Source organism: Pseudoalteromonas sp. A41-2, from assembly GCF_015767615.1.
Taxonomy (GTDB): Bacteria; Pseudomonadota; Gammaproteobacteria; order Enterobacterales; family Alteromonadaceae; genus Pseudoalteromonas; species Pseudoalteromonas lipolytica.
On the sequence record NZ_CP065231.1, the window covers coordinates 1,629,732 to 1,648,391 of the forward strand.

13 protein-coding genes are annotated in these 18,660 nt (G+C 42.2%); 10 read left to right on the top strand and 3 right to left on the bottom strand.

Annotated elements, in window-relative coordinates:
- Positions 1–19 precede the first annotated feature (19 nt).
- Positions 20–1,306 (bottom strand): citrate synthase, encoded by a 1,287-nt coding sequence (locus IT970_RS07485; RefSeq protein WP_036968634.1) that lies wholly within the window; start codon positions 1,304–1,306, stop codon positions 20–22.
- 409 nt (positions 1,307–1,715) lie between these two features.
- Here IT970_RS07485 and sdhC point away from each other — a divergent pair, with 409 nt between their 5' ends.
- From sdhC to argA, 9 genes are all read left to right on the top strand, one after another.
- A complete protein-coding gene (gene sdhC, locus IT970_RS07490) occupies positions 1,716–2,093 on the top strand; it encodes a succinate dehydrogenase, cytochrome b556 subunit (RefSeq protein ID WP_065979883.1) in 378 nt (125 codons plus the stop codon).
- Positions 2,084–2,431: a succinate dehydrogenase, hydrophobic membrane anchor protein gene (sdhD, locus tag IT970_RS07495; RefSeq protein ID WP_036968629.1), complete on the top strand. Its 348-nt coding sequence runs from the start codon at positions 2,084–2,086 to the stop codon at positions 2,429–2,431. Before sdhC ends, sdhD begins: the two co-directional genes overlap by 10 nt.
- On the top strand, positions 2,432–4,204 hold the full coding sequence (gene sdhA, locus IT970_RS07500; protein ID WP_065979884.1) for a succinate dehydrogenase flavoprotein subunit: 1,773 nt from the start codon (positions 2,432–2,434) through the stop codon (positions 4,202–4,204). It begins immediately after the preceding gene.
- 10 nt (positions 4,205–4,214) lie between these two features.
- On the top strand, positions 4,215–4,931 hold the full coding sequence (locus IT970_RS07505) for a succinate dehydrogenase iron-sulfur subunit (protein WP_065979885.1): 717 nt from the start codon (positions 4,215–4,217) through the stop codon (positions 4,929–4,931).
- Positions 4,932–5,016: 85 nt separating this feature from the next.
- Positions 5,017–7,836 (top strand): 2-oxoglutarate dehydrogenase E1 component, encoded by a 2,820-nt coding sequence (locus tag IT970_RS07510; protein ID WP_065979886.1) that lies wholly within the window; start codon positions 5,017–5,019, stop codon positions 7,834–7,836.
- 3 nt (positions 7,837–7,839) lie between these two features.
- Positions 7,840–9,354 (top strand): 2-oxoglutarate dehydrogenase complex dihydrolipoyllysine-residue succinyltransferase, encoded by a 1,515-nt coding sequence (gene odhB / locus IT970_RS07515; RefSeq protein ID WP_036968619.1) that lies wholly within the window; start codon positions 7,840–7,842, stop codon positions 9,352–9,354.
- A 177-nt stretch (positions 9,355–9,531) separates the two neighbouring features.
- Positions 9,532–10,698, top strand: coding sequence for an ADP-forming succinate--CoA ligase subunit beta (gene sucC / locus IT970_RS07520; RefSeq protein ID WP_036968617.1), 1,167 nt, complete (start codon positions 9,532–9,534; stop codon positions 10,696–10,698).
- Positions 10,698–11,570: a succinate--CoA ligase subunit alpha gene (gene sucD / locus IT970_RS07525; RefSeq protein ID WP_036968616.1), complete on the top strand. Its 873-nt coding sequence runs from the start codon at positions 10,698–10,700 to the stop codon at positions 11,568–11,570. Before sucC ends, sucD begins: the two co-directional genes overlap by 1 nt.
- Positions 11,571–11,753: 183 nt before the next feature.
- Entirely contained in the window at positions 11,754–13,094 is a 1,341-nt protein-coding gene (gene argA, locus IT970_RS07530; RefSeq protein ID WP_036968615.1) for an amino-acid N-acetyltransferase, read from the top strand.
- Between the two features lie 43 nt (positions 13,095–13,137).
- Here the strand turns inward: argA and IT970_RS07535 are convergent, their stop codons facing one another.
- On the bottom strand, positions 13,138–14,208 hold the full coding sequence (locus IT970_RS07535; protein ID WP_180311533.1) for a DUF3083 family protein: 1,071 nt from the start codon (positions 14,206–14,208) through the stop codon (positions 13,138–13,140).
- Between the two features lie 218 nt (positions 14,209–14,426).
- On the opposite strand from IT970_RS07535, the gene glnS reads away from it, so the two are divergent.
- Positions 14,427–16,094, top strand: a complete 1,668-nt coding sequence (glnS, locus tag IT970_RS07540) for a glutamine--tRNA ligase (RefSeq protein WP_180311534.1) — start codon at positions 14,427–14,429, stop codon at positions 16,092–16,094.
- A gap of 83 nt (positions 16,095–16,177) precedes the next feature.
- On the opposite strand, the gene IT970_RS07545 is transcribed toward glnS, so the two are convergent.
- Positions 16,178–18,583: a TonB-dependent receptor gene (locus IT970_RS07545; RefSeq protein ID WP_180311535.1), complete on the bottom strand. Its 2,406-nt coding sequence runs from the start codon at positions 18,581–18,583 to the stop codon at positions 16,178–16,180.
- Positions 18,584–18,660: the final 77 nt, after the last annotated feature.

The window sequence follows — 18,660 nt, forward strand, 5'->3', positions numbered from 1 at the left end:
TTTTAAACACGAAATCGTATTAACGCTTGTCTGTTGGTACGTAATCGCGTGATGTTTCACCAGTGTATAACTGACGTGGGCGGCTGATCTTGTGGCCAGGTTGAGATAGCATCTCATCCCAGTGAGAGATCCAACCAACAGTACGAGACATAGCAAAGATTACTGTGAACATGCTAGTCGGGATACCGATTGCTTTTAAGATGATACCTGAGTAGAAATCTACGTTAGGGTATAGTTTCTTCTCTACGAAGTACGGGTCTTCAAGCGCGATTTGTTCAAGTTTCATTGCGATATCAAGCAATGGATCTTGAATGTTTAGCTCTGCTAATACTTCATGACATGTTTGACGCATTACCGTCGCACGTGGGTCGAAGTTTTTGTAAACACGGTGACCAAAGCCCATAAGACGGAATGGGTCTGACTTGTCTTTCGCTTTAGCAACGTATTCGTCGATACGGTCAACAGAACCGATTTCTTCTAACATGTTAAGACATGCTTCGTTAGCACCGCCGTGTGCAGGGCCCCACAGTGATGCGATACCAGCAGCGATACATGCGTAAGGGTTTGCACCAGATGAACCCGCTAAACGAACCGTAGACGTTGACGCATTTTGCTCGTGGTCAGCGTGAAGCATGAAGATTTTGTCCATTGCTTTAGCTAAAACTGGGCTCACTTTGTATTCTTCAGCAGGCACAGAGAACATCATGTGTAAGAAGTTTTCAGCAAAGCTTAAATCGTTGCGTGGGTAAACAAACGGTTGACCAACGTTATATTTGTAAGCCATTGCTGCGATTGTCGGTAACTTAGCTACTAACTTAATCGCGCTAGTTTTACGCTGTGTTGCATCAGTGATGTCTAAATCTTCATGGTAGAAAGAAGAAAGTGCACCTACTACACCACATAGCATTGCCATCGGGTGAGCATCAAAGCGGAAACCTTGGAAGAAGTTTGCAATTTTGGTATCAAGCATTGTGTTGTGCGTGATTTCTTGTGCAAACGCATCGTATTGTTCTTTAGTCGGTAACTCACCATTAAGTAACAAATAGCAAAGCTCGATGTAGTTTGATTCATCAGCTAATTGTTCAATTGGGTAACCACGGTGTAAAAGAACACCTTTACCACCATCGATGTAAGTGATTGAAGATTCACATGAACCCGTTGACATGAAACCTGGGTCGTAAGTGAAATAACCATGAGAACCTAACGTACGTACGTCGATTACGTCTTGGCCAGCAGTGCCTTGGTAAATTGGAAGTTCGATTGGATCAAGACCATCAATATGGACCGTGGCTTTCTTATCCGCCATCTATTTATCTCCTATTAAGATAACAACTCTGATTGTTATGTTCTGAATCTGTTTAAGCACATTCTTTTCATTTTAACGTGAAAGAGGGGTGTAAAGTCAATTTTTATAAATAGTATGCATAAAAGGATAATAAATATTCTGTCAGGATTAAATATTATACCATTGGCTAATTCGCAAACGTCTCTTACTAAACAAGAATTGTAAAAAGACCATTGGCTATATATACTATCCAAGGTTTTATACCGTATTGTCTGTAGGTAAACTTTATTTTTACATTTGAGTTTTGCACCAGTGTGAACTTTTTGTGTATTAACACGGTTTACTTAGATAGTTCCATCGAAATTCATTTTGATGGGTTTTAGAAAAACAAGTAGATGAGCCCCTAAGTGGGCAAGATGGGCAAGTAACTGTGAAAAAGCAAAGACCTGTAAATCTAGATCTAACAACTATATCTATGCCGGCTACGGCTAAAGCATCAATTCTTCACCGCGTCACCGGTGTTGCATTATTTTTTGCTTTAACGTTTGTCATTTGGGCGTGGTCTGAGTCTCTTTCTTCTCCTGAAGGTTTTGAATTCGTCAAGGGTCTGTTCAGCGGATTCATTGCCAAATTCATAGCGTGGGGTACCATTTCTGTATTGGCGTATCACCTAATTGGTGGTATCCGTCATATCATTATGGATATGGGTCACTGGGAAGAACTTGAATCAGGTAACTTCAGCGCTAAAGTTGCAATGGCTTTAGGCGTTGTTGCTGCAATTCTAGCAGGAGTGTGGATATGGTTTTAAATCAAGCAACTCTTAAACGTGATGGTGTACAAGATTACGTATCACTTCGTACAACCGCTTTAATTATCAGCGCTTACGCGATTTTTATTGTTGGCTATTTTTTATGTACACCCGAAGTCACTTTTGAAGCCTGGCAAGGCCTATTTTCAAACCTAGCAATGAAAGGGTTTACACTAATTACCCTTGTTTGCATCATGGTTCACACCCGTATTGGCCTTTGGCAAGTATTAACTGACTATGTTAAATGCGCTAAATTACGTGCTGTTTTAGGCTTTGTATTAAACCTTATGGCCGTTGCTTACGTAGCAATAGGTCTAATCGTTTTATGGGGTGTTTAAGTGAATTATTCTGTTCGTGAATTTGACGCTGTAGTGATTGGTGCCGGTGGTGCAGGTATGCGCGCAGCACTTGCAATCACTGAGTCAGGCAAAACCTGTGCACTTATCTCAAAAGTTTTCCCTACACGTTCTCACACTGTGTCTGCACAGGGTGGTATTACGGTAGCTCTGGGTAACTCACATGAAGATAACTGGGAATGGCACATGTACGATACGGTTAAAGGTTCCGATTTCATCGGTGACCAAGACGCTATCGAATATATGTGTAAAACAGGCCCAGAAGCTATTACTGAATTAGAAAACATGGGCTTACCATTTTCTCGTTTTGAAAATGGCCGTGTTTATCAACGTCCTTTCGGCGGTCAGTCGAAAAACTTTGGTGGTGAACAAGCTGCACGTACTGCAGCCGCAGCTGACCGTACTGGTCACGCATTATTGCATTGTCTTTACCAACAAAACGTTAAAAACAAAACAAATGTATTCTCTGAGTGGTATGCATTAGACCTTGTTAAAAACAGCGACGGTCACGTTGTTGGTTGTACAGCAATCGACATCGAGTCAGGTGAAGTTGTTTATTTCAAATCTAAAGCGGTTGTTTTAGCAACAGGTGGCGCAGGTCGTATCTTTGCATCAACAACTAACGCGCACATCAATACAGGTGACGGCGTTGGTATGGCAACACGCGCGGGTGTTGCAATGCAAGATATGGAAATGTGGCAGTTCCACCCAACCGGTATTGCTGGTGCGGGTGTACTTGTGACGGAAGGTTGTCGTGGTGAAGGTGGTTACCTTCTAAACAAAGACGGCGAACGTTTCATGGAGCGTTATGCACCTAATGCGAAAGACTTAGCATCGCGTGACGTTGTTGCTCGTTCAATGATGACAGAAATTCGTGAAGGCCGTGGTTGCGATGGTCCTTATGGTCCACATATCAAGCTTAAGCTTGACCACTTAGGTGAAGAAACTCTAAACCTTCGTCTTCCAGGTGTTTGTGACCTTGCGAAAACATTCGCACACGTTGACCCTGCTAAAGAGCCAATTCCAGTTATCCCAACATGTCACTATATGATGGGTGGTGTTCCAACTAACGTAAATGGTCAAGCATTACAAATTGATGCAAATGGCCAAGAAAAAGTTGTTGAAGGCTTATTCGCTGTTGGTGAAATTGCGTGTGTATCTGTACACGGCGCTAACCGTCTTGGCGGTAACTCACTACTTGACTTAGTTGTATTCGGCCGTGCTGCTGGTAACTTCTTAGGCAAATACCTAAACGGTGTTGAAGCAGGTAAAGATGCGTCTGATTCAGACCTTGAAGCATCGCTTGCACGCTTTAATCGTTGGGAAAGCTCTAAAGTTGGCCAAGGTGAAGACCCTGTTCAAATCAAGAAAGATCTACAAATGTGTATGCAACTTAACTTCTCGGTATTCCGTGAAGGTGAAGCAATGGCAACAGGTCTTAAAGAGCTTAAAGAAATCCGTGAACGTCTTCAGTATGCGCGTCTTGATGACAAATCAACTGAATTCAACACAGCACGTATTGAATGTTTAGAGCTTGATAACTTGATGGAAACAGCTTACTCAACTGCAGTAGCTGCAAACTTCCGTACAGAAAGCCGTGGTGCTCACTCTCGTTTCGACTACCCAGATCGTGATGACGAAAACTGGCTATGTCACTCAATTTTCAATCCTGTAACGGATGAAATGAGCAAACGTGAAGTAAACTACGCGCCGAAACTGCGTGAAGCTTTCCCACCTAAAGCACGTACATACTAGGAGCGAGACGATGGCACAAGTACAATTTTCCGTTTATCGTTACAATCCAGATATTGATAACGCACCACGTATGCAAGACTTCTCGCTAGAAACGCAAGAAGGTCAAGATATGATGGTGTTGGATGCGCTTATGAAATTAAAAGAGCAAGATCCAACGTTATCATTCCGTCGTTCATGCCGTGAAGGTGTGTGTGGTTCAGACGGTATCAACATGAATGGTAAAAATGGTTTGGCATGTATCACGCCTTTATCAACGCTACTTAAAGGTGGCAAAGGTAAAATCGTAATTCGTCCATTACCTGGTTTACCTGTGGTACGTGACCTTGTTATTGACATGAGTCAGTTCTACACTCAATACGAAAAAGTAAAACCTTATCTTATCAACGACACGCCAGCGGCGGGTGAGCGTCTTCAGTCAATCGAAGAACGCGATAAGCTTGATGGTTTATATGAGTGTATTTTATGTGCATGTTGTTCAACATCGTGTCCTTCGTTCTGGTGGAATCCAGACAAGTTCATCGGTCCAGCAGGCCTTCTTCACGCATATCGTTTCTTGGCTGATAGCCGCGATACAGCGACAGAAGAGCGTCTTGCTGACCTTGACGATGCGTTCAGCGTGTTCCGTTGTCACAGTATCATGAACTGTGTTAGCGTGTGTCCAAAAGGTCTTAATCCGACCAAAGCAATTGGACAAATCAAGTCAATGCTTTTAAATCGTTCGGTTTAAAATATTGAATATGTAAGGTGGTTAATTTATTAACCACCTTGTTTTTACAACAATTAATTTCTGCGCTAAAGAAAAGGGCTTATAAATGCACGAAGGTGTGATGAAGGCATGGCTAGAATCTTCTCACTTAAACGGCGGTAACGTTGCTTACGTAGAAGAGCTTTATGAAGCGTACTTAGATGATGCGACTTCTGTGCCAGAAGAATGGCGAGAAGTGTTCGAACAATTACCAAAAGTTGATGGTGTGGATGTTGACGTAAAACATTCTGAAGTTCGTGCACAATTTGCGGAGCTTGCTAAAAACAAGCATAGAGAAGTGGTGGTAGCAGAGGGTGGCTCTGGTGATCCTAAACAGGTCAAAGTGCTACAACTTATAAATGCTTTCCGTTTCCGTGGTCACCAAAATGCCAACCTAGATCCATTAGGTATCTGGCAACGCGAACGTGTTCGCGATCTTGAATTAGAGTACCACGATTTATCTGAAGCTGATTTTGACCGTGAATTCAATGTGGGTTCGTTTGCAGTCGGTCGCGAAACCATGCCTTTAGGTGAGTTATATCAAGCACTTAAAACCACGTACTGTGGTTCTGTTGGTGCTGAGTATATGCATATCACATCGACTGAAGAAAAGCGTTGGTTACAACAGCGTTTGGAATCAGTGCAATCACGCCCAACTTTTTCTAAAGAAGAAAAGCTGCGCATCCTTAAAGGGTTAACAGCAGCGGATGGTCTTGAAAAATATTTAGGGGCTAAGTTCCCTGGTGCAAAACGTTTCTCACTTGAAGGTGGTGATGCGTTAGTACCAATGCTTAAAGAACTGATTCATCGTGCAGGTGAAAGCGGACAAAAAGAAGCTGTTATTGGTATGGCTCACCGCGGTCGTCTGAACGTACTAGTGAACGTTTTAGGTAAAAACCCATCAGATTTATTTGATGAGTTCGCTGGTAAACATAAAGATACATTAAGCTCAGGTGACGTTAAATATCACATGGGTTATTCATCTGACTTTGCGACTAAGGGTGGCAATGTGCACATGGCACTTGCATTTAACCCGTCTCACCTAGAAATCGTAAACCCGGTAGTGATGGGTTCGGTTCGTGCGCGTCTTGACCGCTTAGGTGATAAGTCAGGTATTAAAGCACTGCCTATTACAATTCATGGTGACTCTGCGATTGCAGGTCAAGGTGTTGTACAAGAAACATTTAACCTATCACAAACTAATGCATTTAGTTGTGGTGGTAGTATCCGTATTGTTGTTAACAACCAAGTTGGTTTTACAACGTCTAAACAGGCTGATGTGCGTTCTACACCATACTGTACAGATATTGCGAAGATGGTTCAGGCACCTATTTTCCACGTTAACTCTGATGATCCAGAAGCCGTTGCATTCGTAACACAAATTGCGCTTGATTTCAGAAATCAGTTTAAACGTGATGTTGTTATTGATTTGGTCTGTTATCGCCGTCATGGTCATAACGAAGCGGACGAGCCTAATGCGACTCAACCACTTATGTACCAAAAAATCAAAAAACACCCTGTTCCTCGTTTAATCTATGCTGATCAGCTTGTGGCTGAAGGTTCATTCACTGAAGACGAAATTAAAGTACTCGCAGATGATTACCGTAATGGCTTAGACCGTGGCTCGTGCGTTGTTGAAGAAATTCAACCTGAAACATCTCATTCATCTGATTGGGCTAAGTTCGTTGGTCACGATTGGGATGTAGAATACGACGCTAAAGTGTCGGTAGAGAAACTTAAAGAACTTGGCGAGAAAGTCGCAAGTTACCCAGAAGGTCATAAAGCACAGTCTCGTGTTAAGAAAATCTACGACGACCGTAAACTAATGGCATCAGGTGAAAAAGCACTTGATTGGGGTATGGCAGAAACACTGGCTTATGCCACACTTGTTGATGCAGGTACTGATATCCGTTTAACGGGTCAAGACTCAGGCCGTGGTACATTCTTCCATCGTCATGCTGTTGTTCATAATCAACAAGATGCGTCAACTTACTTACCGTTGCAAAATATCAGCGAAAAGCAAGGTGCATTTGAAGTATACGATTCAGTGTTATCTGAAGAAGCGGTGCTTGCGTTTGAATATGGTTATGCGACTGCAGAACCTACATCATTAGTCATGTGGGAAGCCCAATTTGGTGACTTTGCGAACGGCGCTCAAGTTGTATTTGACCAGTTCTTAAGTTCAGGCGAGCAAAAGTGGGGCCGTTTATGTGGTCTAACGTGTTTGTTACCGCATGGCTATGAAGGTCAAGGTCCTGAGCATAGTTCAGCCCGTTTAGAGCGTTTCTTACAACTGTGTGCTGATCACAACATGCAAGTGTGTGTGCCATCAACACCTGCGCAAGTTTACGCAATGCTACGTCGTCAATCAGTTCGTCCACTGCGTCGTCCTTTGATTGTTATGACACCGAAGTCATTATTACGTCACCCATTAGCAACATCAACACTGGAAGAGTTATCTGAAGGTGTGTTCTATAATATGATTGACGAGATTGATGACATCCCAGCAGAGAAAGTTGAACGCGTTGTTTTCTGTAGCGGTAAAGTTTACTACGAACTACTTCAAGAGCGTCGTAAGCAAGAGCTTAATAATGTTGCAATTGTTCGTGTTGAACAACTTTATCCATTCCCACACGATGAGATGGATGCAATCATGCAGCGTTATCAACACGTTAAAGACTTCGTTTGGTGTCAAGAAGAGCCACAAAACCAAGGTGCTTGGTATTGTTCTCAACACCACTTTGTCGATGCAATTCCACAAGGCGCTAAATTAAAATATGCTGGCCGTAAAGCATCAGCATCGCCAGCATGTGGTTACATGTCAGTGCATACTAAAGAACAACAAGCGCTCGTTGCAGATGCGCTTACTATTGAAAATAAAGGATAAGCAATGAGCACAGAAATTAAAGTTCCTGTACTTCCTGAGTCGGTTGCTGATGCTACCGTAGCAACATGGCACGTAAGTGTTGGCGACAAAGTAAGCCGTGACCAAAACTTAGTTGATATTGAAACAGATAAAGTTGTTTTAGAAGTAGTTGCACCAAACGACGGTGTCATTACTGAAATTTCACAAGAAGAAGGTGCAACCGTACTTGGTGAACAAGTAATTGGTTTACTTGGTGATGCAGATGCTGCACCAGCAAGTGACGATTCTGCTAAAGAATCAGCACCAGCAAAATCAGAAGACGCGCCAGCGGCGCAATCAGCACCAGCATCAGAAGGTAAAGAAGTGGACATTAAAGTACCTGTACTTCCAGAATCAGTCGCAGACGCGACAATAGCTACTTGGCATGTTCAACCAGGTGAAGCGGTAACGCGCGACCAAAACCTAGTTGACATCGAAACTGATAAAGTTGTTCTTGAAGTTGTTGCTCAAGAAGACGGTATCATGGGCGAGCACATCCACGCAGAAGGCGAAACAGTGCTTGGCGAACAAGTGATTGGTACTGTTAAAGCGGGTGCAGCACCTGCTAAAGCAGAATCGAAAAAAGAAGAAGCGGCACCAGCAAGCGATTCAAGCGATAGCTCAGACGTATTAACACCGTCAGTGCGTCGTCTAATCGCTGAAAAGGGCCTTGATGCATCAAAAATCAAGGGCACGGGTAAAAATGGTCGCGTAACGAAAGAAGACGTTGATACATTCTTAAAAGCGCCTGCGGCTGCACCTAAAGCAGAAGCGGCAGCACCTGCTGCACCTATGGGTGACCGTACTCAAAAACGTGTTCCAATGACGCGTTTACGTAAGACTATTGCAAATCGCCTTCTTGAAGCGAAAAACTCAACTGCAATGTTAACAACATTCAACGAAGTAAACATGAAACCTATCATGGACCTTCGTAAGCAGTATCAAGAAGTATTCGAAAAACGTCATGGTATTCGTTTAGGTTTCATGTCTTTCTATGTGAAAGCAGTAACAGAAGCGCTTAAACGTTTCCCTGAAGTGAATGCATCAATCGATGGTGATGATATTGTTTATCACAACTACTTCGATATCAGCATCGCGGTATCAACACCACGTGGTCTAGTTACACCAGTACTTAAAGATTGTGACAAGTTATCAGTTGCAGAAATTGAAAAAGGTATCCGTGAATTAGCGCTTAAAGGTCGTGACGGCAAATTAACACTTGATGATATGACAGGTGGTAACTTCACTATCACTAATGGTGGTGTATTCGGTTCGTTACTTTCTACACCGATTATCAACTTACCTCAGTCATCAATCTTAGGTATGCACAAAATCCAAGATCGTCCAATGGCTGTAAATGGTAAAGTTGAAATCTTACCAATGATGTATTTAGCGTTATCGTACGATCACCGTCAAATTGATGGTAAAGAATCTGTTGGTTTCTTAGTGACAATTAAAGAGTTACTTGAAGATCCAACACGTTTATTACTAGATGTTTAATCTAGTTGTATAAAATGTAAGCTGTGGACTGCGTTCACAGCTTTTTTTTTTGCGCCTTTGGTCTAACTGGGGTTTTCATGTTGAGCCTTGGGATTTATACTAGGTGCGCAATTTGGGATAGCTGTTTATTTGCATAAATATTCAGCTCTTTTAGTATAAAAAATTGGATAAAGCATCATGAATTTGCATGAGTATCAGGCAAAACAACTTTTTGCCGAATATGGTTTACCAGTTTCTCACGGTTACGCTTGCGATACACCTGAAGAAGCTGCAGCAGCTGCTGAGAAAATTGGCGGTGATATGTGGGTTGTTAAAACACAGGTTCACGCAGGTGGCCGTGGTAAAGCTGGCGGTGTTAAGCTAGTTAAAACAATCGACGAAGTTAAAGAGTTCGCTGCGAACTGGTTAGGTAAAAACTTAGTTACTTACCAAACAGACGAAAATGGTCAGCCAGTAGCTAAGATCCTTGTTGAGAGCTGCACTGACATCGCTAACGAATTATACCTAGGCGCTGTAGTAGATCGTGCTTCTCGTAAAGTTGTTTTCATGGCATCTACTGAAGGTGGTGTTGAAATCGAGACTGTTGCTGAAGAAACGCCAGAGCTAATCCACAAAGCTGAAATCGATCCACTTGTAGGTCCTCAAGCGTATCAAGCTCGTGAATTAGGCTTCAAACTAGGTTTAAACCCAACGCAAATGAAACAGTTTGTTAAGATCTTCATGGGTCTTGCGAACATGTTCAACGATTTCGATTTCGCATTATTAGAAATCAACCCGCTTGTTATCACAGACGAAGGCAACCTTCACTGTCTAGATGGCAAAATCGGTGTAGATGGTAACGCGCTTTACCGTCAACCTAAAATCCGTGAAATGCACGATCCATCTCAAGAAGATGCACGTGAAGCTCACGCTGCAAGCTTCGAGCTTAACTACGTTGCACTAGACGGTAACGTGGGTTGTATGGTTAACGGTGCAGGCCTAGCAATGGGTACGATGGACATCGTAAACCTACACGGTGGCAAGCCAGCTAACTTCCTAGATGTTGGTGGCGGCGCGACGAAAGAGCGTGTATCTGAAGCATTCAAGATCATCCTTTCAGACGACAACGTAAAAGCTGTTTTAGTTAACATCTTCGGTGGTATCGTTCGTTGTGACATGATCGCAGAAGGTATCATTGGTGCAGTTAAAGAAGTAGGCGTAAACGTACCAGTAGTAGTACGTTTAGAAGGTACTAACGCTGAACTAGGTCGTGAAGTACTTGCTAATTCTGACCTTAACATCATCGCTGCTGAATCACTAACAGACGCAGCTGAAAAAGTTGTTGCTGCTGCGGAGGGCAAATAATGTCTGTATTAATCAATAAAGATACAAAAGTTATCTGTCAAGGTTTCACTGGTGGCCAAGGTACTTTCCACTCTGAGCAAGCGCTTGAGTATGGTACACAAATGGTTGGTGGTGTTAGCCCAGGTAAAGGCGGTCAAACGCACCTTGGTCTTCCAGTATTCAACACAGTACGTGACGCTGTAGAAGCAACTGGCGCAACTGCATCAGTAATCTACGTACCAGCACCTTTCTGTAAAGATGCAATCTTAGAAGCTATCGATGCTGGCATCGAGCTTATCGTTTGTATCACTGAAGGTATCCCAACACTAGACATGGTTGACGTTAAAGTTAAGCTTGAGCAAACTGGTGTTCGCATGATCGGTCCTAACTGCCCAGGTGTTATCACTCCGGGTGAAACTAAGATCGGTATCATGCCTGGTCACATCCACAAGCCTGGTAAAGTAGGTATCGTATCACGTTCTGGTACACTTACTTACGAAGCGGTTAAGCAAACTACTGATGCTGGTTTCGGCCAATCAACATGTGTTGGTATCGGTGGCGACCCAATCCCTGGCACTAACTTCATCGACGTTTTAGAAATGTTCGAAAAAGACGAGCAAACTGAAGCAATCGTTATGATCGGTGAAATCGGTGGTACAGCAGAAGAAGAAGCTGCTGAATACATCAAGCACAACGTAACTAAGCCTGTTGTTTCTTACATTGCGGGTGTAACTGCGCCTCCAGGTAAGCGTATGGGTCACGCGGGTGCAATCATCGCAGGCGGTAAAGGTACTGCTGATGAGAAATTTGCTGCATTAGAAGCTGCTGGCGTTAAAACAGTACGTTCACTAGCTGACATCGGTGCTGCACTTAAAGAGAAAACAGGCTGGTAATCGGTCTTTAATCTCTTAAAAAGAGGCTCGCTTATGCGGGCCTTTTTTATTGCTAAATTCACTGTCAATTTTTATTCATAAATAAAGAATAAAAATTCTTTATTTATGAATAAAAATTCCTTACACTAATTCCTCTGTTTCCGTTTTAATAAAAAACGCTTGAATTTAAAAGGTAATTAGCACGTGCGTACTACAGAATTAGTAGACGGATTTCGTCAGTCGACTCCTTATGTAAATGCCCATAGAGGCAAGACTTTCGTTGTAATGCTGGGTGGTGAGGCGATAGACCAGCCAGGCTGTCGAAGTATTATTAATGATGTTGCTCTATTAACAAGCTTAGGTATTAAGATTGTTTTGGTGTTTGGCGCACGGCCACAATTTAATGCCGCTTTGAATGAGGTTGGCATAACTAGTCATTTTCATAACGAGATCCGTGTTACCGATAACACCACTTTTGAAGTGATTAAAAAAGTGGCCGGAGCAATGCAATTTGACATCACCGCACGTTTATCCACGTCATTAAGTAGCACCCCCATGTCGGGCTCATTTTTAAATGTAGTGAGTGGTAATTTTGTTATAGCGCAGCCTTTAGGCGTTGATGAAGGGGTTGATTACCACCACTCGGGGCGTGTTAGGCGAATTGATGTTGAGGGAATACGCCACCAACTCAATAACAATAGTATTGTGCTCCTAGGTCCGATTGCTGCCTCAGTGACGGGTGAGAGCTTTAATTTAACCGCAGAAGAAATTGCGACTCAAGTTGCTTTAAAGCTCAGAGCAGACAAAATGCTAGGGTTTAGCCAAGATGCAGGTATTTTAGATGAAAATGGCGAAGCGATAGCTGAATTAATGCCAAACGAAGCCGAGCGAGTGTTAGAGCACTATCGCACTCATACACCTTCATGTTTGAGCGCCCCTGTCTTTTTGCAAGCTGCTATTGATGCATGTCGGGGCGGGGTGCATCGGTGTCACCTTGTCAGCTACAAAGAAGATGGTGCCTTATTGCAAGAGCTCTTTTCTTTGGATGGTATCGGGACCCAGATTGCGCCGCAAAGTTCTGAACAACTTCGTAGTGCAACGATCAGTGATATAACCGGTATCTTAAACTTAATTAGACCACTTGAAGAGCAGGGCTATTTAGTGCGTCGCTCAAGAGAGCAATTAGAGATAGAAATTGAGCAATTCACAGTGATTGAGCGTGATGGACTTATTATCGCGTGCGCTGCCCTTTACCCATTTGATGAAGAGCAGGTTGGTGAATTTGCAAGTCTTGCTGTTCACCCTCAATATCGTGATGCAGACCGTGGCAGTAATTTATTACGTTTTATAATTAATAAAGCCAAACGTTGTGGTTATCATGGGTTATTTGCGTTAACAACGCGCAGTATTCATTGGTTTATTGAACAAGGTTTTGAATTGGTGACGGTCGATGAACTGCCCGCAAAGAAAAAGTCGCTGTATAACTACCAGCGACGCTCAAAGGTATTACGCTTAGACTTATCTAAATTACCAAAAAATCGTTAAGGTAAAAGGGGTGACACATCGCTGTCACCCACGTAAAACCTGTTTAATATTGATAGTTAATATGCTGATAAAAGCGCACGCGTAAGTCTTGGCGTGTTGGATTAAACGCAAGTTCGTCTGTCACCTCATTAATGGCACTTTGTACTTGGTTCATAAATCGGCCGTAACCGATATCGTGCTTATCTTTTTCTGCTGCTGCAATAACAAAGTGCAGCACATCGACCAACGTATCCGCATTCCAAAATTGTTGTATTTGTACTTGCTCGCTGGTGCAGTCGAAAGTCAGTTTTTGTAACTCGCTATTGCTCTGTGCATTGTCAATATTACTATTACGCACAATCGGGCGTGTGCCATTTGCGATAAAGGCAGCTAAGTTAAGTTGACGCTTATCACAGGCACGTTTAAACGCATCAAAAATATAGTGATAAAACTGACTGTAGTTTTCTTCATTTAGCATATGCTGAAATTGTGTCTTAATTGCGCGTGTGACAGGAATTGAAAAGCCTGCATAGGTCATTTCGCTGTAATCGCTTGGCAAATGGCATTGGCGCGATTGATAACGCGGATATAAACTTCGCAACTTATAGCCATAGCTTTCTTTGTGGCCTTTGGCTTTGGCAAATAAGTCATAGGTTAAGTGTTGATGATCTCTAATCTTAAGCGGGGGTTGGTTGCTTAAAAGCTTGTCTTGTAATGTATTGATTACCCGTTGCACTTTATGGTGGAACTGTGCCGCATTTGCACGAATATCGTCACCGGTTGCTAAGAATAATAAGCGAATTTTTTTGCATTTTTCTTCGCCATTAGCAAATACATTGTGTGCTTCGTGGTATTGTGGATTATAGAAAAATAATATTTGTTTTGTTGTTTCTAAACTGTACGCCTCGTCATGGTAGCGTACGACAGGTAGTTTATCATTCGCAATGAGATGTACGTTATGAAGTTCATACTCATCGCACAGCGCAAATAATTCCCTTGCAAGACGCTTGTAACCGCAGCTAATGTTCGTAAACTGGGCAAAAAACTCATCATTGGGTTTAAATTCAACTAACACATACTGGTTTGCACGTGCAGAGCTAGGAATATAGACTCGGTGTTGATTGAGTGAAGCCATCTCTTTTCCTTATTAAATAGTGAAACTATCGGCACTATATCGTCAGTCAATGATCATTTTATTGCGTTAGAACAACTTTTTTACCGATTTGACCGTAGGGTTTTAACAATCGCATTATTATCTTCGATAAACACACATCAACTACTGTATGTTAGCGCTTCTTTTTGTAATAATGCAGTAGTTTTGTCACCATGCAATATTCAGAGGATTATGCTCCTATGGCGGAAATTGAGAATCGCCCAAGTAACTTTATAAGAACGCGTATCGACGAAGATCTCGCAAGCGGTAAACACGCGACTACGCATACACGTTTTCCACCAGAACCAAATGGTTTTTTACACATTGGTCATGCAAAGTCTATATGCTTAAATTTTGGTATTGCCCAGGATTACAATGGCCTTTGCAACTTACGTTTTGATGATACAAACCCAGAAAAAGAAGATATCAACTACGTAAACTCTATTAAAGAAGATGTGCAGTGGCTCGGTTTTCAATGGGATGGTGAAATTAAATATTCATCAAACTACTTTGATGCACTTTATGGCTATGCCGTTGAACTTATCGAAAAAGGGCTTGCGTATGTGTGTTTCTTGTCAGCAGACCAAGCACGTGAGTACCGTGGTACGCTAAAAGAGCCAGGAAAAAATAGCCCTTATCGTGATACACCTGTTGAAGAGAACTTAGCCTTATTCGAAAAAATGCGTAACGGTGAGTTTAAAGAAGGCGAGTGTGTACTGCGTGCTAAAATTGATATGGCAAGCTCGTTTATTGTATTACGCGATCCTATTTTGTACCGTGTACGTTTTGCTCACCATCACCAAACAGGTGATAAGTGGTGCATTTACCCAATGTATGACTTTACACATTGTATTTCGGATGCGCTTGAAGGTATTACACATTCTTTATGTACGCTTGAATTCCAAGATAACCGACGTCTCTATGACTGGGTGCTTGATAACATCAGCCTAGAATGCCATCCACAGCAAATCGAGTTTTCACGTTTAAATCTTGAATACACCATTATGTCTAAGCGTAAATTAAATGACTTAGTGGTTAATGGCCATGTTGAAGGCTGGGATGACCCACGTATGCCAACGATTGCTGGTTTACGTCGTCGTGGTTATACACCAGCTTCAGTACGTGAGTTCTGTTCACGCATTGGTATTACTAAGCAAGAAAACATGGTTGAAATGGGCATGTTGGAAGCGTGTATTCGTGAAGATTTAAATGAACATGCACCACGTGCTATGGCTGTACTTGACCCTGTTAAAGTGGTTCTAGAGAACTATGATGCAGATAAAGTAGAAACGTTATCAGTCGCTAATCACCCGAACATAGAAGAAATGGGACGCCGTGATGTGCCATTTACTCGCGAGCTTTATATTGAACGCGAAGATTTCCGTGAAGAAGCAAACAATAAGTTTAAGCGTTTAGTGCTGGGTAAAGAAGTGCGTTTACGCGGAGCTTATGTGATAAAAGCTGAACGCATTGAAAAAGACGCTAATGGTGAAATCACCACGATCTTCTGTTCTTACGATGATGAAACGCTGGGTAAAAACCCAAGTGATGGTCGCAAGGTGAAAGGGGTAATCCATTGGGTATCTGCTAGCGAGTCTATTACTGCAGAAATACGTTTATACGATCGTCTATTCAACGTACCTAACCCAGCAGCTGCTGAAGACTTTAATGCAACGCTTAATCCAGAGTCGCTTGTGGTGTTATCAAATGCGAAGTTAGAACCTTCACTTGCAAATGCACAAGCAGAGCAGGGCTTCCAGTTTGAACGTACAGGGTATTTCTGTCGCGATAATAAAGCACAGACACTTGTGTTCAACCAAACGGTGGGTCTTCGTGATTCATGGGCTAAAATCGAACAAAAAGGTTAAACAGCGCGTTTAACTTTTTTAAAAGATAATAAAAAACCCTTTCACTTATTAAAGTGAAAGGGTTTTTTTATATTCGTTACTTTTTAGAAGTAACCGCGGATACCTAGGCTGAAGTTTCTGCCCGGTAGTGGCGCTTTTTCTTTAATAAACGAGCTGTGAACAAAGCCAAGTTCGTCTGTTATGTTATCAACGTTGATATAAAGTTGTGTATCTACTGGGCCTAAGTCAAGTTGATAATTCGCTGACGCATCAAACAAAGTATACCCTTCAGTTTTTGCCTCGTAGGCTGTGATGTCTGACTGCTCAAAGTAATGTGTACCTGTTAGGCTAAACTGCCAATCAGAGACGGTATACTGTAACTCTGAACCCAATTTATTCGCTGGGATTCGTGGTAAGTAGTTATTGTCATCTTTTAATTTAGCTGTCGTCGAGTCACCAAATACTTTCACTAAGGTGCTAGGTGAAACTTGATAGTGCACATCAAATTCTAACCCATACAATTTGGCATCTTTACTGGTAAATTGGTAAACCGCCATGGCATCATCGTGTACTTCTTCTGCCATTTCTAAGCCATGTTCTTCATCAAAGAAATAGCCCGTATTTTGTTGGTAATAGAAGTTTTCAATGTCGTTATAGAAAAAGTTGATTGTATAACCAAAGTCACCAATGAAACGACGGAAACTTAAATCAAAGTTTGTTGCAGTCTCTTGTTTGATGTCTTCAGGTTCAAAGTGAATTTCACCTTCTTCAATATGATAACCTAAGCCTAATTCATAAGTACCTGTTGCAATGTGAACACCATTCGAGAGTAGTTCTGCACTTAATGGTGCACGTTCAGAGTGAGACACGCTAAGCGCAACGCTTTGGCCTTCTTGATATTGCCAAATAGCACCCGCAGATAAGCTTAAGTTAGTGAAATCGGCACTGTAGTTAATTGTTTCAGCTTCTTCCTCTTCATCATGCGCTTCTTCTGCATGATCATGATGATGTTCAGCCATTGTGACAGCAGAATCGATTTGGTAATCTTCGATGCGCGCACCTAGTTCAACAGTGACATCACCAAATTGTTTTTCCTCAAGTAAAAATAGCGCGTTTGATTTTGTTACACTGGCCGGTGTGAACGCTTCTTCGCCATCGGCATCATAGTCAGATTCTGTATAGTGGTAACCAGCCATACCGTGCCAAAGACCAAGTTTATGCTCGACTGTCGCACGTGCTTCAGTTGTTTTGTTACTGAACACCGTTCCAACTTCACCGTCTTCAATTTCAGCATGTTTATAATCTGTATAACCTACGCGCAACGAGATGTTTTCAATCCAATTATTATGAAGAGCGTAACTCATGTAGCCTTGCCAACGATCTTGCTCTAACTGAGCAAATACAGATTCTTCATGGGCTTCTTCGCCATGTCCAGCTTCTTCATGTTCAGCTTCTTCTTCATGATCGTGGCCATGATGTTCATGGGCAGGAATACCATAATCTGTTTCAATACGGCCATATGACACGCCTAACGTTAAATGTTCACCAACGTAGCTAGTTCCAAAGTTAACGGTTTGGCTGTCTATAAAGGTATTTTCTACGCTGTTAGCAGTCTCGTGCTCAGCGTGTTCTTCACCTTCGTGTTCTTCATGCTCTTCTGGAAGTTCAAACGTGGGAGTTTTGTAGTCGTCACCCGTGCGTTTTGTGCCATCAAAATGGAAGTTGAAACCGTTGTTACCTGTTTCTAACTTAGCTGCATAGGTATTCGTATTTGATACTGTGTCGTGTGTGTATTGAGCCGCACCTGTCAATGTCTCGATATTATCGGTAGGAATACGGTTATCAACAACGTTTACAACACCCCCAATTGCGCCTGAACCATAAAGTAGGGTAGCTGGGCCACGAAGCACTTCAATTTGCTCTGCTGCTAAACTGTCATTTGAAGTGGCATGATCGGGTCCGATACGAGATGCATCACTACTGTCTAAACCATTTTGTGTAATTTTAACACGCGGGCCATCTAAACCACGAATTATAGGGCTTGATGAAACGGGACCAAAATAACTGGCATTAACACCCGGTAAGCCTTTTAAAGTTTCACCTAGAGTCGGTTTCGCTTTATTTTTTAAATTGTCACCTGATAACACATTAACCGGTGAGATCATCTCTAAGCTGTTTTTGTGTAAGGCTGACGCATACACAACAACGGTTTCTACGGATGTAGGCGTCAAAGTAACAACAACAGATTGATCATCCCCATTAATATCAACACGCTTATCAATGAAATTATCTTTGCTTACATGAAGTTGACCTTTGCTGTCGACATCAATTTTAAATTCACCTTGCGCGTCAGTCATTACAGCCTGTGATTTACCATGTACATGGACTTGTGCATTAACAACGGGTTGTTGATTTTTATCTACTACTTGGCCTGTGATAACAGCAGCAATGCTTGATTGAGAAAACAGTGCAGCGGCAACAGCACTAGAAATAATTGAAAATTGCTTCATTGTTACTACTTTTTACGTTGGTTGTTGAATGTTGTGATATAATATAACACCACCATTTTTCAATGGCAATAACGTTA